Here is a 24,478-nt window from a genome sequence, read left to right on the forward strand (position 1 = left end):
TCGAGAATCTCATAGTTTGTGCCTGGGAGCGTTACTCTGCTGCCTCGTCAGCAGCGGCCTCGCTCTGGGTGATGTAGGCCGCCTCGGCAACCATGTCGTCGACATTAGCCTTGGCCTGCTCGACCATGTCCTGGTAGCCGTTCTTGATGCGCATGCCGCACGCGATACCCTGCACGCAGGCATTCTTGACCGGAGCGCTGGTAAGCAGCTTGATGCCGGCCGTGCCAAGCAGAAAACCGCCACCGACAAGCAGGGTATTGAACGTCGACTTCTTCATGATGTCTCTCCCTTTTGCCGCATTGGACGCGGCACGGTGCCTCAGCACCCGAGTAAACAAGTTTGCTCGAGCACACTTTTGGAAAATAGTTTAGTTTATCTAACTATTGAGGTCAACAAAGGTTAACTTTTTGGAAATCTTAAGATGCGGAGCAGCCGGCTTCTGGCGATCCGCCCGCCGCGATGTACATCTCCGGCATCCAAGAAAGGCTCTCCCCCGGCCCAACGAATCGAGGTCTAATACTTTTCCGTGAAGTGAACGAGCAAAATTGGACCTCCGAAGCATCCGCATTTTTTCGCAGCAAAACCGCAGGAAAAACTCGACAAAACCGCAGGAAACCGAGCCAGAAAAGTGTTGATGTTTCAGGGGTCCAAAATAGGTCGTTCACTTCGCGGAAAAGTATTCACCTTCGTTTTCAACATCCATAAAGAATGAGGGCGCCAACGGCGCCCTCATTCACCAAATTCCATTCAGCCCGCCTGACCCGAACGGTCGAGTCGTTGCAGAACCCGGGAGCCCCGGCAGGGCGGGTACTTGCTCAAAATGAGTTCCGCACGCAAAGAAGGCCACTTAATGTGGCCTTCGTCTTGCGCAGGACTGTTCGAAATTTTGAGCAAGTACCCGCCCTGCCGGGGCTCCCGGGTTCCCGCTTACGAGAGCGACGTTCTCAGCAACTCGTTGAAGAGCTTCGGGTTGCCCTTGCCGCGACTCGCCTTCATGCACTGGCCCACCAAAAAGCCGATGACCTTTTGGTTACCGTCACGATACTGCTGCGCCTGATCGGCACAGTTCGCCAGCACCTCGTCCACGATCGGCTGCAGTGCGCCGGCATCGCTCACCTGACGCATACCGCGCTCGTCGACAATCTTGTTGGGGTCGTCGCCGGTCTGGGCCATGGCCTCAAAGACCTCGTGCGCCTGGTTGGAGCTGATGGCATCGGTCGCCAGCAGCTTGGCAAGGGCTGCCACCTGAGCCGGCGCAATGCCGGACTCGGCTAGTGAAACGCCTGCACCCTTAAGGTAGGCGATCATCTCGTTGACCAGCAGGTTTGCGACCGTCTGGGCCTCCTTGCCGGCCATACCGGCAGCAGCGGCCTCAAAGAAGTCGGCAAACTCGGGGTCGCCGGCGATTTGCTCGGCGTCAGCCGCCTTAATTCCAAAGTCGGCCTCAAAACGGGCACGCTTGGCGTCGGGCAGCTCGGGAATCTCGCCTCGGCAGCGGTCGATGAACTCGTCGTCCAGATCGAACGGCGCCAGGTCGGGATCGGGGAACAGGCGATAGTCGTCGGCCGTCTCCTTCACACGCATGACCACGGTGCGCTTGCGGCTGGGCTCCCAGTGGCGGGTCTCCTGATAGATGATGCCGCCCTCCTCGAGCACCTCGGCCTGGCGGCAGATCTCGTAGGCAAGGCCGTCATGCAGGCTCTTAAACGAGTTGAGGTTCTTGAGCTCGGTCTTGGTGCCCAGTTTGGTCTCGCCGCGGCGGCGCAGCGACACGTTGCCGTCGCAGCGCATGGAACCCTTCTCCATGGAGCAGTCGGAAATGCCCAGCGTCACAAAGATGCGACGGAGCTTCTCCATAAACAGGCGAGCCTCCTCGGGCGTACGCAAGTCGGGCTCGGTGACGAGCTCAATCAAAGGCGTGCCGCAGCGGTTGTAGTCGACGAGCGACTCGGCCGCAGCGGTAATGCGACCCTCGGCACCGCCCACGTGCACCATCTTGGCGGCGTCCTCCTCCATGTGGATGCGCAGGATGCGGATGGGCACCGTGTAGGAACCGTCCTCGCGACGCTCGGGCATCTGCAGGTTGGACGCATCATAGCTGGCCAGATGGCCGGCGCGCTGGTTGCCTTCGCGCATGGTCGACGTCATGGACGTGGACAGGCCCTCGGCGTTGGCCGAGGCGCTCGCCAGGCTCTGGGCCTCGGCCTCGCCAAACGCGCAGTCGGGGCGCTCGGCGGCACCGCGACCGGTCACGTCCAGATCCAGGTGACCGTACATGGCAAAAGCGATCGGACCCTGCGTAGTCTGGAAGTTCTTGGCCATATCGGGATAGAAGTAGTGCTTGCGGTAGAACATCGAGTGGCGCTGGATCTCGCAGTTGGTGGCAAGACCGGCCTTGACGATGCTCTCGATGGCGCGCTTGTTGGGCACCGGCAGCGCACCGGGCAGGCCCAGGCACACCGGGCACACGTTGGCGTTGGGCTCGTCATCGTGGCTGAGCCTGCAGTTGCAGAACATCTTGGTATCGAGTGCGGTGAGCTCGGTATGGATCTCCAGGCCGATCACGGCCTCCCAATCCTGCAGGACCTCGGAAAGCTCCTTCATTACAGCTCGCCTCCCTTCCCGGCAAAATCGGGCGCGACGGAAAGCGCGGGCGCGCCCGTGGCGGCATCGGCAAAGCCGCGCTCCAGGGCGCGGGCAAACGTGAGCAGCTGACGGTCCTTAAAGGCCGGACCCACCAGCTGGGCAGAAACGGGCAGCTGAGTATCCTCGCCCAGGCCCAGCGGCACCGAGATACCACCGTTGCCGCAAATGTTGAGCGAGATGGTGTACAGGTCGGAGAGGTACATCTGCGTGGGGTCGCTGATCTCGCCAAACTTAAAGGCCGCGCGCGGCGAGGCGGGCATGAGGATGGTATCCACCTTGGCATACGCGGCGTCGTAGTCCTGCGTGATGAGCGTGCGGGCCTTTTGCGCAGCGTAGTAGTACTTGTCGTACACGCCCGAGCTCAGCAGGTAGGCGCCGAGCATCTGACGGCGCTTGGCCTCGGCGCCAAAGCCATGGGTGCGCGAAAGCGAGCTCTGGTCGGACAGGTTGGCGCAGCCCTCCTCCTGATAGCCGTAGCGAATGCCGTCAAAACGTGCCAGGTTGGAGAACGCCTCGGCCGGGCCGATGACGTAGTAGGCGGCGATGGCGGCGTCCAAGTGCGGCAGGTCGACCTCGACCAGCTCGGCACCCTGGTTCTGCAGCTCCTGGGCGGCGCGCTGAACAGCGGCCTTGACCTCGGGCGTCAGGCCCTCGGCCTCCATAAACGCAGGGATGATGCCCACGCGCTTACCCTCGATGCTGTCGTTGAGATGCTCGGTAAAGTCGACGGCGCAATCCTGGCTGGTGCAGTCGTACGGATCGTGGCCCGCGCCGGTAAGCGCGTTCATGGCCAGCGCGACATCCTCGACCGTGTGGCCGAAGGGGCCCACCTGGTCGAGCGACGAGCCAAAGGCCACCACGCCGTAACGGCTCACGGCGCCGTACGTGGGCTTAAAGCCCACCACGCCGCACAGCGACGCCGGCTGGCGAATGGAGCCGCCGGTGTCCGAGCCCAGCGAGAGCGCGACCTCGCCCGCGGCGACGGCTGCAGCGGAGCCGCCCGAGGAGCCGCCGGGCACGCGCTCGGTATCCCAGGGGTTGTTGGTGCGGTGGAACGCCGAGCTCTCGGTGGAGCTACCAAAGGCAAACTCGTCCATGTTGGCCTTGCCCATGGGCAGGCAGCCGGCATCGAGCATGCGCTGGACGCAGGTAGCGGTGTAAACGCTCTGGTAGTTCTCGAGCATGCGGGAAGCGCAGGTGGTGCGCGTGCCCACGAGGTTCATGTTGTCCTTGATGGCCAGCGGCACGCCCGCGAGCGGGGGCAGCGGCTTGCCTGCGGCACGGTCGGCATCCACGCGCGCAGCGGCCTCGAGTGCAAGCTCGGGCGCCACCTGCAGGAATGCCTGGACCCCGCCCTCGCGCGCCTCGATGGCGGCAAGGGAGGCCTGGGCCACCTCGGTGGCGGTATAGTCGCCGGCGGCAACGCCTGCGGCGATCTGGGCGGCGGTAAGGGAATCGAAGCTTAGCGCCATTACTCGCTCTCCCCCTCTCCCAAAATGGACGGCACGCGGAAGTAGCGGTCGCGCGCGCTGCCGGCGTTTTCGAGCGCAACGTCGAGCGGCAGGTCGCGCTCGGGCTCGCGCAGGTCATCGCCCATCACGTTGGACAGGCTTCCGATGGGATGGAACGTGGGCTCCACGTCGGGCAAGTCATATTGCAAGACGGGCTCGAGCATCTGGACGGCGTCGTTCAGGTAGGACGTCATCTGGGTGAGCTCGTCATCGGTCAGTGCGATCTTTGCGTACTCGGCAATGCCGCGCACGTCTTTCTCGCTGAGTGCCATAGGCGCTCCCTTCCGCATAACAGTTAAACCGCTCTAGTATACAAGGCAACGCCGCTTGGAGCAGGTGCTTTACCCAAATGCAGCGAAAACGTAACGAGGGCGGCGGGCTGGCAGGCGTCGGGCTGGCGGTTCTGCAGCGAAACCGCACCGCCCATAGCGAAAACCGTCCCGTCCACAGCGAAAGCCGTCCCGACCGCAACGAAGACCATCACAACATTCGACGTTTTTCGCCAAAATCGCGATTTTCATCGAATGTTGTGATGGTTTGGAAGTCCCGGCCACCACAAAGGTGCCTGTCCCCATTGTGGTGGTTCTGGAGAATGTCCTATGCCGAGGCCTTGGCCTTGCGGCGCTTGCGGGCCGCGTGGATCACGATGTCCAGCAGCAACAGCACAATGGCTACGACCACGATGAGCACGGCAAACTCGCGCTTGCCCCAGTGGCGGCCGGCCAGCGACTTTTGCTTGTCGACGTCCTTCTTGCTGTACTTGGTGCGCACGCAGTGCACCAGCAGGCGATGGTCGTTCACGCCGTAGGGCGTGCAGGTAACGAGCGTCACCTTGTCGGCGCCGGGCTCGATGGTCAGCGACTCCATCTCCTCGGGCAGCACCACCTCGGAGTCCACCATCTTGTAGGCGAGCGTCTTGTTCATGGTGTGCAGCAGCACCAGGTCGCCGGGCTTCAGCGAATGGATGTCGTCGAACATGCTCAGGTTGCGCATGCCCGAGTGCGCGGTGAGCACGCAATGCGTCGAGGTGCCGCCCACCGGCAGGCTCGTGCCCTCCAGGTGGCCGACGCCCGCCATAAGGATTTCCTCGCTCGTGCCGTGGTAGATGGGCATGCTCACGTCGATGGAGGGGATCTCGACCCAGCTCATCATGGGGTCGCGGTCAAAGATGAGCTGCTGGGTGTAGGGCTCAATCTGGTCGGCGGGAAGCTCGGTGGCCTTGCCAGCCAGCTGCTCGTTAAAGGAGCGCGCCTGGAGCAGGATGCGCTCGCGCTCCTCGGCAGACAGCGCGTCCACGGTGCTGGACACGGTGCTGATCTGGTTGAACACGCCCGAGGCCTCGAGCCGGTCCAAGATCCACGGCCAGGTCATAAGGCCCACGCCAATAAGGATGATGACGATGGTGATGAGCCGGTCGGCCCAGCGCGGCAGTCGCTTGCGGCGGCGCTTGGGTTTTGGTTGAGGTTTGGGCTGGGGGTTTGAGCCACCGTTGTCCGCGGCGTTATTGCTCTTCATATGTTTGGCGCCCTGCACCATCGCCGGTCACTCCTCTACAACTCAAGTTGTCTAAACAAATAATAGCCGATTAGCGTGCTTCCGCGCCGGACAACGCAGCTTGGCAGCATTGCGCAGTGCGAGTATGGGCCCGCATTTGAGTTTTCAAAATGTCCCGAATCGGCGGGGCGATTCGGGATACAATAACTACAGGAAACGACGCACCCCGCGTAAGTACTTAGGAGCGCGGGCGACCAGTTTCCGACGTTGTTAAATGCCCGGGCTCCGAACCCCGGGCATTCTTATTTGCGCTTGTTGCGGCGCAAATGCCTTCTACCGTCCGCACCGCGCGTGCGCCTACGGACCTTAAACCGAACCTCATACGAGTCAAAAAACGCGATGACGAACGTGCCCACCGCCGCGAGGGCGGCGAGCACGTTAAGGAATTTCAGCATTTGGGGACCTCCGATCGAGTCGTCGGCCGCCCGCGCACGGAATGCGTCGCAAGGGTATTTTACTGCGAGTGTATGCACCCACGCCTGGTAAACGCGATTTTGACAAACATTTGTTCGATAGTTACAAACACGGTTCCCCGCCCAGAGGAGCTTGGCCGCATTGTCCGCGTTTGCCCGACGTGTTTGCGTTTTCAAAATGTCCCGAATCGGCGGGGCGATTCGGGATACAATGTCAATAGAAAACGACGTACCCCGCGTAAGTGTACGAGAGCGCGGGCGGCCTAGTTTTCAGCTTTTGTTAAATGCCCGGGATCCGACCCCCGGGCATTCTTATTTGCGCTTTCGACGCAAATGCCGTCCACCGTCCGCACCGCGCGTGCGCCTACGGACCTTAAACCGAACTTCATACGAGTCAAGAAACGCGATGACGAACGGGCCCGCATCGGACGATGGAGGCTGGCTGCGTTATCCCAAAAAACGGGGCAGACTCCAGTGCGGAGTCTGCCCCGAAAAGAAAATGGCAAAGCAAGAACGTGGATGGACGAGAAAAGTGTCCGCAAGTCTCATGGCCATCACATCCCACCTGCCAAAGGGATGGGTGAGCGAGCGTTACTCCTGCTCGGACTCCTCGGCCTGCTTACGGCTGCGGATGAGGTGCGCCACGCCGATGCACAGCACCGCGCCACCAGCGATCCAAGTGAAGGTCACGCCGTTGAGACCGGTCAGCGGGAGGCCAGAGCCCTTCTCGTTCTTGACGGTAAGGGTGATGGTGCCGCCGTCGGCTGACGGGGTAACCATGGTGGGATTATTGCTCCTCGCGGTTACCTTCAGCGTATTCGGGTCGGTGTTATCATCGAGCCTCTCGCCCTCGAGCTTTTTAAGGCCATTGGCTTCAATGGTGAAGTCAAAGTCTTTCAGCGTGTTGTAGCCGGGGTTACTGCCCTCGACCTCGTGCACCGTGTAGGTGCCGGCATCGAGACCCGCTACGCTGATCTCGCCATTTTTATTAGTCGTGAACTCATAAGCATCAGCGCCGAGATTGCCTTTCTCTTGGACAAACTTGCCATTGGAGGACGCGTCGTCAGGAGTCGTGGCTTGAATGGTGAACCTTACGCCCTCAAGCTTCTTGGCCGTCTCCACAGAGTCAACCTTGACGAGTTTGAGCGCGTAGGTGTAGTCGCGGACGGTATCGGGCACAGACTCACCCGTTCCTTCGCCCATGGGATTGTTGGAATAAATGAGTTTTACAGCGTTGTCGTTACCCGTGTCGCCGACAGTAACGTTCGTAGCCTTCATGGGATCAAGCATAGCGGTGTAAGTGACGACGACATTGGAGCTACCGTCGAGCGCCGCGTTAGCTTGTTTCGCAGCAGTCTTGAGGTCGGCAAACTTTACGGTCAACGTGTTAGTTGCCTTATCAATCGAAACATCGTAACCGGTCTTGGCGCCAGGAGTCGTGTTGGGTGAAAGGATCTTTTCACCGATTTTAACGATGACGCTGCTATCATCTGCCGTCAGACCGTCAGAAAGCTTATCGCTGAACTCATAATGGTAAGTATCGAACGTTGCGATATTGCTGGCAACGGTGCCAGTCAGCTTATATTCAACTTTCTGGCCCATCTGCGAGTCGGCCTTGTCGGCCCAATCACTGCCGCCATCGTTTTTGATCTTCTTCACGACCGTGGGGACGCTCTTCTTGGGGGCTACCTTAACGTCAGAGCCACCGACAATGGTGAAAATCGGCGAAGTGTACACGTCAGTATTGCCGGTCTTACTGGGCGCATCGGTCACGAAAAGCCAGTAGCCTTGGTCCAGACTCTCAAAGTTACCCTTGCTGGAATTGCTTGGCTGTGTCCAAGTAAGCGTCTTGTCCCCCTCCAAGGCCTCGGCAATCAAGTCCAGAACCGTGCCATTATCAACCGCCGTAGTCTCTCCATAATTAGAGCCCTGAGTCGTGCTGATGAACTCCGCCCACGTCTGGGCGTCTTCATTTACGTTAGGTACTCCAGGAACGTCTTTGAGCGCAGTCGTAACGAGGGTTTTCACATCATCCGAAGCCCACTTAATATCGGAAAGAGTCTTAGCGGCCGAGACATCCCAGCTCCCATCGCCCTTCTGATCCTGCGTGACCTTCGCGGTGAAGATCTGAATGCCCTTGAATGTCGTGTCGGTGTATGCTTCGTCGGTGATAGCCACCTTACCCTTCTCCGTGGCTACCGTCGGCGCACCCGCAGCAAACGCCATGGTCACCGGGGCCATGACTCCGCCGAAGCTCAACGCCGCCGTGAGGCCGGCGGTTACTGCCAGGCGTGCGATGTTCTTGTTCATGCTCATCTTCTTTTCCTCCGTTTTCCGTTTAGTTCTCATTCGATCGGTCATCATCTGTCTGTGTCTTAGCATCTACTTCGCTACGTCTCGCCCCGCTCTCTGTGGGGCTGCCAGCTACTCTTTATGGCTGCCACCTCCCCGCTTGACCAGGAGCGCGACCACGATGAGCGCGGCTCCGGCGACCGCTGCGGCGGCCGCGGCGTACATTGCCATATCGCCAGTCGAGGGCATAAAGCCTCCGGTGGTAATGCTAGGGGGTGTGCCGGTGGGCGTGTTGATGAGCGACGCCTCCAGGCTGCCCGTCGACCCGTCCGCGCTGTCGGCGCGCAGGGGCGACTCGGCCGTGATAGTGAGTTTGGGCTTGGCGGCGGCCACCTGGTCGACGTCCAGGCCCTCAGCCTTGACCGTCACGGAGCGCGTGCCCTCAAAGGCGGTGTAGCCCTTGGGCGCCTTGAGCTCGCGGACCTCCAGCTTGCCCGAGTCCACGCCCGAGACGGTCACGCGGCCGTCCTCGCCCGTGGTGACGGTGGCCTTGCCCTCTGCATCCCACGTGCCGTCGGCCGCCAGCGTGCGACCGCGGTCGTCGGCGATGCTCAGGACCGCCCCGGGCAGCGGCTTGTCACCGTCGCTGCCGCGCTTGGTGAGCGCGAGATCCCAGGTGTAGGCGCACGCATCGTCGCTCGGCGTGCGGGTAAAGCCGGCATCGCCGGACTGGTCGGCAAAGGGAGAGCGCGGGTAGCGCAGGTAGACCTCGTTGGGGTTGCCCTTAGCGATGCCGTGGCTGCATGCGCTGTTGAGCGGCGCGTTGTACACGGCGACCACGCGGGCGCCCGCGGTGAAGGCGTCGGCCCCGCCGAGCGCGGCGATCAGGTCGCCGGTGCGCACGGTGAAGCTCTTGCCGTCGGCCGCTACCTTGGTGGCGCACTGGGCCGTGATGTCGGTCCAACCCTTCGCGGGCTCGGTGCCGGCGCGGCCGTCCTTGCTGGTCTGGACGGCGTCGAAGCCGCCGTCCGCGCCCGCCGCCACGTACACGCGCATGCTCGCGGCGACCTTGGAGGGGTCGAGCCCCGCGCTCATGGTGTCGACGAACCGCACCGTATAGGTGTCGTAGGCCGTGAGCCCCGCCGGAACCGTGGCCGAAAGGCGCCAGTACAGGTCGTCGGCGACCGTGGCGTCGGCGGCCTTCTGCCATGCGGCGGTGCTGTCCTCCAGCACATGCTTGGCGACCTTGGGCGTCGCCGCCTTGGGCTTGACGGTGACGGCGCTGCCGCCGACCAGGGCCATAATCGGCGCGGTGCCGGCCTCACCCTGGGCGATGGCGGCGTCGTCGGCGACGATGAGCCAGTAGCCACAGGACAGCTCGGCCGTCGTGCCCGCGTTAAGGGGCACGGACTCGGCATCAGAGCTCTGGAGGGAACGAGCGAGCTGTGCGCTCAGCGCGCTCGTAAGGTGGGAATCGGTGTTGAGCCACTCGGCAGCTTCCTGCGCGGTGGTCTGGGATTTGGGCATGCCAGCGCTGTGCAGCACGGGCAGCGCGGCGTCGCGCACGGCGTCGCTTGCCCAGGCGAGGTCGGTAGCGATCTTGGCGTCGCTGTCGCCGTCGACGACGTTGGCGCTAAAGATCTGGTAGGCATCGTAGCTGCGCGCCACGGTGCCGCTCACCGTGATGGAACCGGTCGAGGTCGGCGCGGCCTGCGCGGAAGCGGGGAACACAACCGCGCAGGTGCCGATCAGGAGGGCAAGCAGCGCAAACAAGATCGGGAAGGAGCAAACTTTCTTATTCACGACGCTTACCTCCCTTCGCATTCGCCTTACGACGAATGTGCATCCAGGCCGCAGCAGCGCAAAGCACCGCCGCGCCGGCAAGGTACGTCAGAGTGACGCCCGACATACCAGAAAGGGGTAAAGAGGTGGAGTAGGTGTTGGTGAAGGTGGGGGTAGTGTCGGGAAACTCGTGGTCCTTATTATCGGTGTCTGTCCACGTACCGCCGGGGTCAACGGTTCCCTTCCTGTAGGTAACCCTACATTTGATCTCTCCTTTTTTGGCGTCATACGTTGGCTCAACCGTGAACTCATAGACCGACTGGTCGTACGTGTAGTGCGAGAACTGCGAACCGTCGGTTTCCTCGCGCACATAGTACGTAAAGGTCTTGAAAGAACCACCCGGGTCGTCGGGATTATTCCTGATATCAGAAAGCGAGTACTTGAGCTCAACCTTTTTATTGTTATCAGTGGTGTCCTTGAACGAAAGCGTCTGCTCCGTATCTTCACCAGCAGAGGTCACGGCAGTACCGATGATGTTGTCAAATTTGCTGTCTTTCGCAAGCTGAAGTGTAAACTCCTTCATCTCGCCACCCTCAACGACCTTAGTCGCCTCAGGAGTCCAAGAAACCTCAGGGTCGTACTTGTTGGTGAAGGTTGCCTTGTTGGTGGAGGTTGCGCTGCTGGAGTCGACGATCGAATAATACCCATTAGCATCTACTGACGCAGTCCTCGGCGAGCTAGCTGAACCCCCAGGATTCTTAGTCACGTCCACACGATCAATCGTGTAGCTATAGACATTAAGATTTTTAAACTCATCCGTCTTTCCCTGTATCGGAACAGACATAAGTACAGTCGACGTGTATTTGACTGTCACCTTAATCTCATATACAGCACGATCGTATATGACACCAGGAAGTTTGCCCGCATCTTCGACCAAGTAGTATGTAATTTCGGCAGCACCATTCGCTAAGAACTGCTTGCGAACGTTTTCGTTATTAAGAAGCTGCTTGCGAACGTCTTCGCTAAGGTCAAAGGCGATGTTGCCGTCAGCGCTATTCGGGACAGATTCGACAGGCTCGCAGTCACCTTTGTCGAATTTATCATTCTTCCAAGAAGGCGCCTTCGCAGTACCGGAGTCCTTGCGATAAACCGTAAAGGTGAACTCCTTATCTTTGAGGCCGCGGCCGTCCAACTCCTTGGTTGCCTTCAACTTAAGGCTCGGGTAGACGTACGTATCCGCAGGCTCGCCTAGGTACAAGTCGCCATTCGACATGATGCCGCCACCATGGTTCCAGGAGTAGTTGTCCGTGATGAAAGTTGTCACTTTATTATTCTGTAATGTCTCAATCACCGCTTTATCCGTGGCGCTAACACCCGAAGTCAGACCGATGCTATTTTTTACCTGAGCAACACCGTTGGCGGGGATGGTAATGGGACCCTTTAGCTCAATACTTCCCGAATACTTGGCGTCTATATCGCCAAGCATCTTGCCGCTTACCACTGCGACCGGCGTTGTGTGACCTGTCGCTGCGAGGAAGAAATCGGCATGACCGTACGTGCGAAAATCCTTCGAGTTGTATGCCTCTTGATCTTCAGTCTTATTAGTACCATCAGCACCACCAGCTGAAAGATGGGGCGTACCATCATTACCAGTGCCATTTGTCTTATCGTAACCATTGGCACTGTGCTCATCGCGAGCAGACAAATTGCCAAAGATTGCCGTGCCCTCAGTGTTCGTTACCAACGTCTTGCCCGTGGGGCAGACTGCTACACCGCCGCCATAGCCGCCAGCGGTATTGCTGCTAATGTACGAGTTGTATACAAATAATCTACCAGCGGTCTTTTCCTTACCCTCATCCGAGTTTCCCTGAACAAAGATGCCGCCACCGCCCCAGTCAAAGCGAGACATGCAGTGATTGTTAGTGATATAGACTTTATTGCCTCCAGTGCCGTTAATCATCGCGTCAACCATCTGGCCCACTCGAATGCCGGCACCTTCAGATCGGTAGCTCACGTTAGAGGCAATAATTCCTCCCGTGATTTTCAGCCACGCCATACCCGTACGGGGTTGAGTATTACGGTTGACATCCGTGACATAAACACCGCCGCCGGCTTCCTCGGAGTAGTTGCCGGTAATCTGGCCACCAGAAATAGTGACATTGGCGCCGTTATTGGCAGCAAGCCCAGCGCCGCCATGACAACCCCAGCCATCGTTGCGGCAATACTTAGCGTATTTGTTGTTAGTGATATAGCCACCAGAAACGGTCACACTACCGCCCGAAGCTAAGATGCCACCGCCAAGGCCGTCGACAGAATCGCGTGTGTAGTTGCCGGTAATTATGCCACCAGTCATCTCGACTGTAGGATGACCCCTAGTAAATTCGTTATCTTTATTCGCCTCGGAGGCATTAACGTAGTCCTCTGCAAAAACGCCAGCACCGCTAGAAGCAGTATTGCCGGCGATTACACCGTTGGTCATTTTAAAAGTTGACCGTTTGCCTTTATAATTTGACACCTTGATGCCGGCGCCAGCACCCGAGTCTCCCGTATCGGCGCCGCAAATGTAGCCGCCGTTCATGGTGACAGTTGAACCGTTCTCGGCATAGATCAGATTACCGACGTGATCGCCCTGCTTCTGCGTAAGTGTGCCACTCTCGAGGTTGAAGTGACCACCGTCGAAAAGGTTGACAAGCTTCAAACCATAAGCATTATCGCCGCCGCACGCCACGATGGCACCCTGGATATTAGCCTTATACGCCTTAAGAGTCTCGGTTGTACGGGTTCCGTTTGCGACCGATTCGGTTACGTAGTAGATAAGGTTAGCCGGAATGCCATTGGAATCGTAACCCACCGGCTCGGCTTTCTTGCCGTAATTAGCGGCAGTCAGATTCTGACCCTGGTCACTCAGCGTTTGAGGGCTTCCAATAGGTTGATCCGTTTGAGGGCTTCCAATAGGTTGATCATCCGTTGGTTCTTTATCCTTGACGGTCAGCGTTGCGCCGCCGGTTATGTTGAATAGGGGCTGGCTCGGACTTGTATGCTTAATTTTGCAGTCGTTTAAATACAGCGTGATATTGCTGCCGTTGTTGAGCGTGATCGTCTCGCTGGTCTCGACATCATTCATAAGCTTGAAGCTTGCAACACCGCTTGCATTCGCCAGTTTTTTCAAGTCGTCAGCTGTTCGTATTTCAGTGGATTCCGTTTTAGTCTGCCCGCCTTCCGCAGCCAGCATTACGGTATTGCCATCCGACAACTCGCCATCTTCGGCCTGCAGCTTACCTTCAGGCTGAACCTGCTCAACACCATTTGAAGGATCGGCTTCGCCACCCTCAATAGCGTCACTATTCTGGTTTTCGGTATCCCCGTTGGTAGTGTTGTCTACACCAGTAGACTCACTTGAGGACCCCCCCCCATCACAGTTTCCTCGGTAGAAACTGTCTGGGCATCGTTGGCAATGGCCTGCGAGATCGGAGGCATGACGAGCGACAGTACCAGGCTCAAAACGGAGGCTCCGCACAAAACGCCTGCCAGTACACGACGCGTCGCTTTTTTACTCTGCTTAGATTTGTCCGAATTCGCTTTCATCGATGTCTCCTCCCCAAGAGACCGCGATCTTGCTCTTTCACTATCAAACGTATCTGCGCAATCTGTAATTGCGCTCGCGTAGTAATACTATTGTAACTATTGTTTAAACATCCGAGCAACAAAACCGACATTTTTGTAGCCAGTTCTCAATTCTCTTGACATTTACTCAGATTTGCCTTCGTTTATTCGCTCTGAAATATCTGTTTCTACTGGTAATTAAGTTAGTTATCAGTTTTTTAATAGCATTTAATTTATTTGCACAACATTTTGCTCAAGAGCAAGCATCCTGTGAACGGTCGAAAATCGACCGTGAGCGGTAGGTCATTAACCGGGAGGAATAGACTACCAAATTGATGGGAATATCTTTAACTCATCGGTGGTTAGAAATGTAATGTTCAGACAACCATATCTGAATTTTCACACAGATTTTCGGTATCAATTCGCCCAAATCGCCTGAAGCCACCACAAAGATGCCTGCCCCCTTTGCGGTGGTTCTCCTCCGGCGCTACAGCAGATGCTCCTCGATAAAGATCGCGATGCCGTCCTCGTCGTTGCTCGCGGTCACAAAGTCGGCGGCGGCACGGGTGGCATCGCTGCCGTTTGCCATGGCCACGCCCACGCCGGCGTCAGCCACCATGCAGGTGTCGTTGTCCGCATCGCCAAACACGCAGACGTCCTGGAGCTCCATTTCGTTGAGCTCCGCCACGCGCACAAGGCCGCGCGTCTTGGACACGCGCGGATCCATGAACTCGTAGAGCCGCTGCGTGGTTTGCAGAGCCGCCGCCTTAACAGTGTCATCGGCAAACGTCGACGCCCGCTCAATCACCCGCGGCATCACCTCGGGCGCCATGGTAAACATCACCTTGGGCTGCGGCTCGCGCAAGAACTCGGCAAAATCGACCACCTGGTAGGGCACGCCGTCGACGCGCGACAGGTGCTCGACGCACGCGTTGCTCTCGGGCACGTAGAACACGCCGTCTCGGGGGCAGACGGGCGTTGCCGGAAGGTCCGCCATGTGCTCGCAGATGCGCGCGATGGTCTCGCCCGGCAACGGATAGCTCAGCTCGTTGATGTCGTACGCGCGGTCGATGACCTCGGCGCCACCGCAGCCCACGAGCACGTCCACCAGGCCTTCGATGCCCCAGAGCTCGTACATGGCCTCGGTCGCATGGGCGTCGCGCCCGGTGCACAGACCAAAGAGCACGCCGCGCTCGCGCAGTGCGCGGATCGCCGCCACGGTGCGCGGGGACACCGTGTGCTGGCTCGTGAGCAGCGTGCCGTCGATATCGCAGAACACGGCTTTGATGTGGCTGAAGGTGGTGTCCATGGGGGCCTTTCTGGGTTGTGCGGCGGTGTGGGGTGTATTCGCGAACGGCGTACATGGTATACCAAGGCGCAGGCCGTTGGGACCCAATCGCCACAAAGGTGCCTGCCCCCCTGTGGTGGCCGGACCCGCGGCGAAACCATCACAACATTCGACGCTTTTCGGCAAAATCGCGATTTTCATCGAATGTTGTGATGGTTTTTACTGCTTTGCAGCACGATTCAAGTGCCGGCGGCCAAACAACAGCAGCGCCGCGGGAACCGCCGTCACGACCATGCCCGCTCCGATGAGCGTCTGCTGCACACCAAACGTCGCCGCCAGCCACGGGGCAATAGCCAGCGGGGCCACGCCGGCGAACATATTGCCAAAGCCCATGACCGAGTTCACGCGACCGAGCTGCTCGAGCGGGGCCGTCGTTTGCACGATCGTGTTGTGGAGCGGGTTGACGATGCCCCAAGCTATGCCCAGTGCAATCTGGCCGACGAGGGCTACACCCACGTACGGTGTCCCCACATAGAGCAAACTTCCCAGGCCCACGGACATGAGCGCCACGAGCAGGGTTTTAAGGTTGACCAGGTGCGGCGGCAAGCGGAGCGCGAGGACGGCGCCCAGCACCGCGCCCACACCGCTGGCCGACGAGAGCCAGCCCATCCATTCGACACCGACGTGCAGGACATCACGGTAGAAGAACGACTCCAGCGGGTCGAAGGCACCGTAGCCAAAGTTCGAAAGGAAAATAATGCAGAACAGCAGGGCGAGAACGCTATTGGTAAAGACCGTCTTGATGCTGGTCGCGAAGGTGGCGCGGGAAGATGTGTTGGGGTCGGGGCTTTGTCCCGCACACTCCCCTTCCTCTGCCGAATCGGCATCCGCATCCCCGGCGACATGGCTGGTCTGCGGCCTAAAGCCCCAACCGGCAACGAGTGCCAGCACTGTAAAGAGCATCATGAGCACGAACACCGCGCGCGACGACGCAGCCGCCGCGACAAAGCCACCCAGCGTGGGACCAACGATGATGCTCACGTTTGAAAACATGGCGATGGCGGAGTTGATGTCTTTGAGCTCGACAGGATCGTCGGTAAGGTAGGCCGGATAGGATGTGGCGATGGGCTGGGCGAACCCCATCACAAAGCCCAGGAGCACCGCGCCGAGCAGGACGATGCCGGTCGCGCTACCAAAAACGAGGATCGCCGCGCCGGTTGCCAGCGTGCCCACGATGCTCAGCAAGAAATGACGGTGCGGGCCCCAGGCGTCGAGCGCAGCGCCACCCGCAAAGGACCCCAAGATTACGAAGACGTTCATAAAGAGGACGGCCAGCGACGTCGCAACGACCGAGGCATCGTCTGCATAGGTGAGCGTTCCGATAACGCCGATAAAGTAGCTGGTCTGAAAACCGGTGTAGATGAGAAAGCGCATCGCCACCAGGCGCTTGGCCTGCACGGACAGCGATGGTTGAGGCTTTGAGAAAAGAGAGGCGAGCATGGAGACTCCTTGTTTCATACGAATACGGACGGCGGGCATTCGCCACCGTCTGTCAAATCAATCTATCCGCATGAAACATTAAGGACGCATCAAGAGCCCCTTCTCTCCGTTTTTCGCCCGTCATGAACTACTTGGTAGATTGTAAGGCATGTCCCACACATCTACTTAAACAAAAACCACCACAAAGGTGCCTGGCCCCTTTGTGGTGGAAATGACGTTTGCCCAGATAAAACCTGCCAAATTAACCTGTCTTTTTTGGCAGGTTTTAGGCCAGATAATCTTGGATGAGATCGCAGATGGCTCGGGCGTCGTTGATGTTGATGGCTCGGGTCGCAAAGCCGGCGTCGAAGGCCTGGCGTGCCAGGGCTTCGTTGCAGGCAAGGGCCAGCGTGTGACCGTCGACCAGGTCGAGCGAGCTCTTGCCGCGCAGACGGTCGACACCGGAGCGCGCGACCACGATGTTGTCGAAGCCCTCGGTCTTGTAGCCCTCGATGATCACCACGTCGACATCGTTGTAGCGCGACAGCAGCTCGCGCGCGGGCATCTCGTCCTCCTCGCGCGTGTCGGCGTACTCCGCCCAGCGCGTGGCGCAGATGAGGCCCACGTGCTTGGATCCGGCCTGGTGATGGCGCCAGGTATCCTTAGCGGGTACATCGATATCAAAGCCGTGATGCCCATGATGCTTGAGCGAACCCACGCGCAGGCCGCGGCGGGTGAGCTCGGCGATAACCTTCTCGACAAGTGTGGTCTTGCCCGAGTTTTGGTAGCCGATAAACGCGATCGCGGGGACGGCCGGTGCCGGAGCTGCGGGCGCGACGGCGACGGGTGCGCTCGCGGGCGCGGCACCGTCAGCGGCCACAGCCTCAACAGCAGCGGCCTGGCGTTCGGCACGATCCCATATGCCCGAGCGGCCGCCCTCCTTGTGCAGCAGGCGCACGTCGACGATCTCCATGCCGCGATCGACCGCCTTGCACATGTCATAGATGGTCAGACACGCGGCACTCGCGCCGGTCAGGGCCTCCATCTCGATACCCGTCTTGCCCGTCACGCCGGCCGTAACCAGTACGTGAAAGCCAACCTGCCCGTCCGCGCGCGCCGGCGCCCAGCCCTCGGGCACGTCCTCGGCCGGCGTCCCCGCCGAAGCGATGGGCGCAATGTCGCACTTGCTCTTGGTAATGAGCAGCGGATGGCACATGGGGATGATGTCGCTCGTGCGTTTAATGGCCATGATGCCCGCCACGCGCGCGCAGGCGAGCACATCGCCCTTTTTGGCGCGGTCCTGCAGCACCATGGCCTGCGTCTCAGGATGCATGAGGATGGTGCCCTCGGCGATGGCGATGCGATGGGTCTCGGCCTTGTCGGACACGTCGACCATGCGTACCTCGCCCTTGGCGTCCACGTGCGTCAGCTCGTCGCGACGGGCGTCGCGGGCGGGCTCGATGGCAGCGCTGGCAGTCGGCTGCGCGGGCGCGTCGGCGTTGCCAGCATTCGCCGCAGCCGTGACTTTGTGAGCAGACATCGCGGCCCTGCGAGCGGCCTTGGTGGCGTCGGCGTACCTGCTCTTGGCCATATGATCATCCTCCGATTTGGGACATAAATCGTTGCGTGCCCTCAATTATCGCGTGTTCCTGCGGTTTGTGGGCCACGGCATCGCGCCAAATCGAAAGTACCTGCATATCATCACCACGGCGCAGCGCCTCACGCACCGAATACTCGGCATCGCTGAACAGGCACGGACGCACGTTGCCATCGGCCGTCAGGCGCAGACGATTGCAATTCGCACAAAAATGGTTGGACATGGCGCTAATAAAGCCAACCGTTCCCGCCGCGCCCGGAAAGTGCCAATAGCGCGCAGGGCCCGCGCCGGCAGGAGCGTCGTTGATGCCGAGCGGCTCGAGCTCGCCCAGACCCGCCGCCGCGGCCCCGGCATTGATGCGCGCCCGCAGCTCGTCGCTCGGCACGGTATCGCTCGCGTCCCACAGTTCGGGATTGAGCGCGGGCGCATGCGGGTCCACAGCGCAATGCGAGCTCGTGTGCTCGTCGCCGATGGGCATATATTCGATAAAGCGCAGGTGGATGGGGCGGTCAAGCGTGAGCCGCGCAAGGGCCGCCACATCCTGGTTGAGCCGACGCACCACAACGCAGTTGACCTTAACGGGCTCAAAGCCCCAAGCCAGTGCCGCGTCGATGCCAGCCATGGTCTGCTCGAGCCGACCCAAGCGCGTGATCTTTCCAAAGAGCGTAGGGTCGAGCGTATCGAGCGAGATGTTGACGCGGTTAAGCCCCGCGTCCTTGAGCTGCGGCGCCAGCTTGGGCAGCAGGGCGCCGTTGGTGGTGAGCGAGATGTCCTCGATCTGCGGAATCGCGCGGATGTCGCGAATAAGCGGGATGATACGGCGGCTGACCAGCGGCTCGCCGCCCGTCAGGCGTACGCGGCGAATGCCCTCCCCCGCTACCAAGCGCACAAAGCGGGCGATTTCCTCGGCGCTGAGCAGCTCGTCATGCGCGCGGGGCGCCACGCCATCGGCCGGCATGCAATAGATGCAGCGGAAATTGCACTTGTCGGTAACGGCAATGCGCAGGTAGTTGATATCGCGGCCAAAGCCGTCATGTTGCACGTGCCCGTCCACGCAGCCCTCCCCTCACGCGGCGTTTTATTCTTCGGAAAACATAATACTCCACGAGAGAATCATGCCGACACCCGTACGACAGGACAGGTCGCTTCGAGCAAAACGGACTTCCCAAGCCCATCCTCAGCACAGACCATCACAACAATCGATGCTTTTCCCGTTTTTGGCAAAAAACGTCGAATGCTGTGATGGTTTGCCTGCCCACGGTACCCCGTAGAAGGACCAAAGCGCCCCTAAAGGCCGCCGTCCCAGTGTCGAATCACGAATTCTCGCAGGTCGTTCTGACGTTTCTGGAACGCTTCGCTTCGGTCGCACTTGAGACCAATTGCGAGTGCGATGGCGTTCATCGCCCGATGCAATTGCAGCTGATGGGCAAACTGAGTCCCGGTGAGGACGATCATCCTAAAGCCCAGCGCACTCAGCACGGTCATACGCTCCGCATCCGACGCGCTGCGCTGTTTATCAAGATGGTCCGAGCCGTTGTATTCAATCCCCGTACCGCTTGCAGGCGCATATACGTCGATCTCGAAATACCCGGCCTTTGCGAGATACTTGAACTCGTTGGGAACATCCACCCGATGGTTGAGCTCAACCTTGGCGTATCCCAGCCCTCCCTGAGAACGTTTTGCTACGACCATGATTGCAGTGGCCGTCTCCATGGGCGATCGCGCGCCATCGTGCACGCGCTTGAGCACGGCGGCCGCGCGTATGGCCCCCTGACGAGATCGGTTCTCATTGCAATAAGCAATCAAGTCGGCAACGGTATACCTCTGCCCCATCTCGATATAATCGCCTGTCGACAGATGATTCAAATGGTATCGAGCGCAGATTTCGTAGCCATATTCCAGCTGCTCGGGCTCACTCATCCACGAACCCGCTTGGACAAAGCACATGGCCTCATCAACCACTAGAAGGCCCTCCGCCACCTCGATAAGATGGCCTGGAGGTACCGGCGCTCCAAACACGTGGCACCTAAATCCAGCCGGCGTCGAGCGCTCAAAATCGAAGTTGACGAGCGTATCGATATGATCGAGCTCTTCTCGTGGAATACCGAGCGAAACCAGATAGTCGGTAACGATCCCAACTGCCGTTGAAGCCCTCAGCCCCTTGGCATCGAGTCCCAGTTTGGGCAGGCTCGCGGTCGGCTCCGCCTCGTTAGCAAGCGAGTCCTCATCGTATAGGCTGCTTGCTCGCGAGAGCGGCTCGGACGGGCGCGCCACGTTGTGGTACAGCCAGGCAGTCTTATGGGACAGGACGATCGGCAGGTCCATGAGCCCTCCAATGGAGTCGGATAACCAACCTTATTCCCCTGCTCACGGGTTCGCACACCTTCGTGCGCAAGAAAGCGATTCCACCCGGTCGAGTGGCAGAAAAACCATCACAACATTCGATGCTTTTCCCGTTTTTGGCAAAAAACGTCGAATGTTGTGATGGTTTGAGGCGAAGTGAGGGGCACGGAGGGATCAAAGCATCGTGCTCGAACGGGTTAATCCAGCTCTTTTAAGCCATGCGCCAGCTGCCAGTACTCGCCGTGCTGGGCGAGCAGCTCTTCGTGCGTGCCGCGCTCGATGATGCGGCCGTGTTCGAGGACCATGATGGCGTCGGCGTCGCGGACAGTGGACAGGCGGTGCGCGATCATAAACGTGGTGCGACCGCGCATGATGCGGTCCATACCGCGCTCGATGAGCTTTTCGGTACGCGTGTCGATGGAACTCGTGGCCTCGTCCAGGATGAGCACCGGCGGATCGGCGACGGCCACGCGCGCGATGGCGAGCAGCTGACGCTGGCCCTGCGACAGGTTGGCGCCGTCGGCCGTGACCGGTGTGTCGTAGCCCCGCGGCAGGCGGCGGATAAACGAGTCGGCGCAGGCGGCCTCGGCAGCGGCGCGCACCTCCTCGTCGGTCGCGTCGAGCTTGCCAAAGCGGATGTTCTGCGCAATGGTGCCGCTAAACAGGTGCGTGTCCTGCAGCACAATGCCGAGCGACCCGCGCAGGCTGGCCTTGGCAATGTGCTTGACGTCGATGCCGTCGTACGTGATCTCGCCGTCATCGACCTCGTAGAAGCGGTTGATGAGGTTGGTAATGGTCGTCTTGCCGGCGCCCGTGGAGCCCACAAACGCAATCTTTTGCCCCGGCTTGGCAAACAGGTTGAGGTCCGTGAGCACGCGGGCGCCCGGCACGTAGGAAAAGTCCACGGCATGGAAGCGCACGTCGCCGGCAAGCGGGACCAAGCCGCACGTGAGCTCGGTGCCGTCGGCGGCCACCGCGCGGCCCGACTCATCAACGGCTGCCACGTCATGCAAGTGCCCGTACGCGCCCACGCCCTGGCCCTCGGGAATCTTCCACGCCCACGCGGCGTCGCCCGTCTGCACCAGCTCCACGCAGCCCTCGTCCACCTCGGGCTCAAGGTCCATAGCCGCAAACAGGCGCTCGGCACCGGCCAACGCGTTGAGCAAGAAGTTGCCGAGCTGCGTAAATTGGTTGATGGGCATGGCGGCCTGGCGCACAAAGACCAGGTAGCTTGCAAGTGCGCCCACATCGGCGAGCCCCTTGATGCAGAGCATGCCGCCCGCCACGGCGACGATGGCATAGTTGACATAGCCAATCACGACGGTCATGGGCACCATGGAGTTGGCATAGCTCACGGCGGCGGTACCGGTGCGGCGAAGCTCGTCGTTGCGGCAGGTGAAGCCGGCGACATTCGCTGCCTCACGGTTAAAGACCTTGATGACCTTTTGGCCCGAGACCATTTCTTCGATATATCCGTCCAGGTCGCCAAGCGATGCCTGCTGGGCAGCAAAGAAACGCTTAGAGCGCGCGCCCGAGTAGCGCGCATACAGCACAATGGCCGCATCGCACACGAGTGTGATAATCGTGAGCTGCCAGTTAAGGATGATGAGCATAGCCGTGGTGCCCACAACCTGAATGGCGGCCTGAATCACGTTGGCAAAGCTGTTGTTAAGCGCCTCGGAGACGGTGTCGACGTCGTTGGTGAAAAAACTCATGATGTCGCCCGAGCGCGTGCTGTCAAAATAACTGAGCGGCAGCGTCTGGATGTGCGCGAACAGGTCGCGGCGAATATCGGACACCACGTGTTGGGCCGCGCGCACCATGATCTGTGAGTAGCCCAGGGCCGAGAGCACGCCCGCGGCGTAGATGATCGCCGTCAGGATAACCTGCTTGGCAAGCAGTTCCTCCCCGCCCGTGGCCAAACCGTTAACGATGGGACGCACCATGTAGGTGCCGGCGAGGCTCGCGATGGCGGCGACGGAGGCGAGCACGCCCACCGCGAGCAACGAGAACTTGGCATGCCCCATGTAGGAGAGCAAGCGACGCACAGTGCGCTTGAGGTCGGCCGGGCGTGCTTGGGCTGCGGTCTTAGGCATGGCGCTCACCCCCTTCCAAGGGTGATCCGCATGCGACAGAGGAAAATGGATCATTCGCGCAGCCACCGTCGTTGCCATCGCCGGCGTCCGCGTTCCCCGCAAACTCCATCTGCGAGGCGTAAATCTCCTGGTAGATGTTGTCGCCCGCCAGCAGCTCCTCGTGCGTGCCCACGCCGTGGACACGACCGTCGTCCAACACCACAATGCGATCGGCATCCATGACACTCGCGATGCGCTGGGCGATGATGAGCACGGTCGCATCGGGAATCCGAGCGATGTGCTCGCGAATCTTTGCGTCGGTCGCCATATCGACCGCGCTGGTGGAGTCATCAAAAATGAGCACGCGCGGATGCTTGAGCAGCGTGCGCGCGATGCACAGACGTTGCTTCTGGCCACCCGAGACACCGGCGCCGCCTTGGCCCAACTCGCCGTCCAGCCCGCCGATGCGATCAAGGAACTCGTCCACGCACGCCGCGCGGCAAGCCGCGAGGAGCTCATCGTCCGACGCCTGCGGATTGCCCCACTGCAGGTTCTCGCGCACGGTACCCGTAAACAGCACATTCTTTTGCAGCACAATGCCCACGGCGTCGCGTAGAGTTGCGAGGTCGTAGTCGCGCACGTCGCGTCCACCCACAAGCACGGCGCCCTCGGTGGCGTCGTACAGGCGCGCAATCAGCTGCACAAGCGAGCTCTTGCCCGAACCCGTGCCGCCGAGGATGCCCACCGTCGAGCCGCTCTCGATGCGAAGGTCGATATGCTCGAGCACATCCTCGGCTGCATCCGCGCGGTATTTAAAGGAAACGTCGCGAAACTCGATACTGCCATCCGCTGGCGCCGCAATCGCGAGGTCTCCCGCGGGGTTGGCGATAAAGGGCTCCTCATCGAGCACCTCTGCGATACGGCCCACACTCGTAAGAGCGCGCGTGAGCAGCAAAAACACGTTGGAAATCATCATGAGCGAATTCATGATCAGCAGCACGTAGCTCATAAAGCCCGTGAGCGAGCCCACGCCCAGCTTGCCGGCGAGAATCATGCGGCCGCCAATCCACAGGATGGAGAGCGCAGCCACGTACATCGACAGCTGAAACACCGGCAGGTTGAGCACCGCGTTGCCAAAGGTCTTCGTCGCAGTGCCGGCGAGCTCGGTATTGACGGTGTCGAACTTGGCCTCCTCGTGCTCGGCACGCACATACGCCTTGACGGCACGCACGGCGGTGAGGTCTTCCTGTACCACGCCGTTGAGGTGGTCCATCGAGGTCTGGAGTTGGCGGTAGAGCGGGCTCACGCGATAGGTGATGACGCCCAGTACGATTGCCAGCACGGGCAAGATGATCGCAAAGACGGTGGCGAGCGGGCGCGACAGCATCAGCGCGTAGATAAGGCCGACGATAAGCGTCACCGGGCCGCGCACCATAGGGCGAAAGCCGTTGCCCACAGCATTTTGGATAACGGTGATGTCCGTGGTCATGCGGGTGACGAGCGAGCTGGCGTCGTAGTTGTCCAGGTTGCCAAAGGCGAGCGTTTGAATCTTTTTGTACTCGGCCTCGCGCAGGTTGGCGCCTAGGCCCGAGGCAACGCGGGCGGACGTGCGGGCATAACCCAAGCCCAGTACCAGCGAAAGCGCAGCGCACACCAACATGTACGCGCCCTGCAGCAGCATGTAGTTGATATCACCCGCAGGCACGCCCACATCGATGATGTTGGCCATGATGACCGGGATAAACAGCTCGAGCACCGTCTCGACCGACACAAAGAACACGCCGAGGATGGCATCGCGACGGTATGCCCCTAGATAGGAAAACAGTATTTTGAGATTGCGCACGCAGGTTCAACCCCCATCAAACGTTGTTCGCAAACGCACGTATTATTGCGCG

The 24,478-nt window shown here is 60.0% G+C and carries 15 protein-coding genes; all 15 read right to left on the bottom strand.

Annotated elements, in window-relative coordinates; genetic code table 11:
- Nucleotides 1–31: 31 nt before the first annotated feature.
- A complete protein-coding gene (locus tag AAA021_RS01485) occupies nt 32–277 on the bottom strand; it encodes a DUF6110 family protein (protein ID WP_055250999.1) in 246 nt (81 codons plus the stop codon).
- A gap of 650 nt (nt 278–927) precedes the next feature.
- Nucleotides 928–2,604: an Asp-tRNA(Asn)/Glu-tRNA(Gln) amidotransferase subunit GatB gene (gene gatB / locus AAA021_RS01490; RefSeq protein ID WP_349087652.1), complete on the bottom strand. Its 1,677-nt coding sequence runs from the start codon at nt 2,602–2,604 to the stop codon at nt 928–930.
- Nucleotides 2,604–4,118: an Asp-tRNA(Asn)/Glu-tRNA(Gln) amidotransferase subunit GatA gene (gene gatA / locus AAA021_RS01495; protein ID WP_349087653.1), complete on the bottom strand. Its 1,515-nt coding sequence runs from the start codon at nt 4,116–4,118 to the stop codon at nt 2,604–2,606. The genes gatB and gatA overlap by 1 nt, the downstream gene beginning before the upstream one ends.
- Entirely contained in the window at nt 4,118–4,429 is a 312-nt protein-coding gene (gatC, locus tag AAA021_RS01500) for an Asp-tRNA(Asn)/Glu-tRNA(Gln) amidotransferase subunit GatC (protein ID WP_055287082.1), read from the bottom strand. Before gatC ends, gatA begins: the two co-directional genes overlap by 1 nt.
- Before the next feature lie 325 nt (nt 4,430–4,754).
- Nucleotides 4,755–5,672 carry a class C sortase gene (locus tag AAA021_RS01505; protein WP_349087655.1) on the bottom strand — a complete coding sequence of 306 codons (918 nt, stop codon included), beginning with the start codon at nt 5,670–5,672 and terminating at the stop codon, nt 4,755–4,757.
- Nucleotides 5,673–6,715: 1,043 nt separating this feature from the next.
- Nucleotides 6,716–8,434 (bottom strand): isopeptide-forming domain-containing fimbrial protein, encoded by a 1,719-nt coding sequence (locus AAA021_RS01510; protein WP_349087656.1) that lies wholly within the window; start codon nt 8,432–8,434, stop codon nt 6,716–6,718.
- Nucleotides 8,435–8,548: 114 nt separating this feature from the next.
- Nucleotides 8,549–10,219, bottom strand: a complete 1,671-nt coding sequence (locus tag AAA021_RS01515) for a SpaA isopeptide-forming pilin-related protein (protein WP_349087657.1) — start codon at nt 10,217–10,219, stop codon at nt 8,549–8,551.
- Nucleotides 10,212–13,715 (bottom strand): FctA domain-containing protein, encoded by a 3,504-nt coding sequence (locus tag AAA021_RS01520; protein WP_349087659.1) that lies wholly within the window; start codon nt 13,713–13,715, stop codon nt 10,212–10,214. The genes AAA021_RS01515 and AAA021_RS01520 overlap by 8 nt, the downstream gene beginning before the upstream one ends.
- A 573-nt stretch (nt 13,716–14,288) precedes the next feature.
- Entirely contained in the window at nt 14,289–15,110 is an 822-nt protein-coding gene (locus AAA021_RS01525) for an HAD family hydrolase (RefSeq protein WP_349087660.1), read from the bottom strand.
- A 198-nt stretch (nt 15,111–15,308) separates the two neighbouring features.
- Nucleotides 15,309–16,589, bottom strand: a complete 1,281-nt coding sequence (locus tag AAA021_RS01530) for an MFS transporter (protein WP_349087661.1) — start codon at nt 16,587–16,589, stop codon at nt 15,309–15,311.
- 265 nt (nt 16,590–16,854) lie between these two features.
- On the bottom strand, nt 16,855–18,159 hold the full coding sequence (gene mobB, locus AAA021_RS01535; RefSeq protein ID WP_349087663.1) for a molybdopterin-guanine dinucleotide biosynthesis protein B: 1,305 nt from the start codon (nt 18,157–18,159) through the stop codon (nt 16,855–16,857).
- Nucleotides 18,160–18,163: 4 nt separating this feature from the next.
- Nucleotides 18,164–19,219 carry a GTP 3',8-cyclase MoaA gene (moaA, locus tag AAA021_RS01540; protein WP_349087664.1) on the bottom strand — a complete coding sequence of 352 codons (1,056 nt, stop codon included), beginning with the start codon at nt 19,217–19,219 and terminating at the stop codon, nt 18,164–18,166.
- 233 nt (nt 19,220–19,452) lie between these two features.
- A complete protein-coding gene (locus AAA021_RS01545; protein WP_349087665.1) occupies nt 19,453–20,490 on the bottom strand; it encodes a hypothetical protein in 1,038 nt (345 codons plus the stop codon).
- A gap of 215 nt (nt 20,491–20,705) precedes the next feature.
- Nucleotides 20,706–22,604, bottom strand: a complete 1,899-nt coding sequence (locus AAA021_RS01550) for an ABC transporter ATP-binding protein (protein WP_138339689.1) — start codon at nt 22,602–22,604, stop codon at nt 20,706–20,708.
- The gene (locus tag AAA021_RS01555; RefSeq protein ID WP_349087666.1) at nt 22,597–24,426 is read right to left on the bottom strand and encodes an ABC transporter ATP-binding protein; all 1,830 of its coding nucleotides are present in this window, start codon (nt 24,424–24,426) and stop codon (nt 22,597–22,599) included. Before AAA021_RS01555 ends, AAA021_RS01550 begins: the two co-directional genes overlap by 8 nt.
- Between the last annotated feature and the right edge of the window lie 52 nt (nt 24,427–24,478).

Source organism: Collinsella sp. CLA-JM-H32 (genome assembly GCF_040098165.1).
Taxonomy (GTDB): Bacteria; Actinomycetota; Coriobacteriia; order Coriobacteriales; family Coriobacteriaceae; genus Collinsella.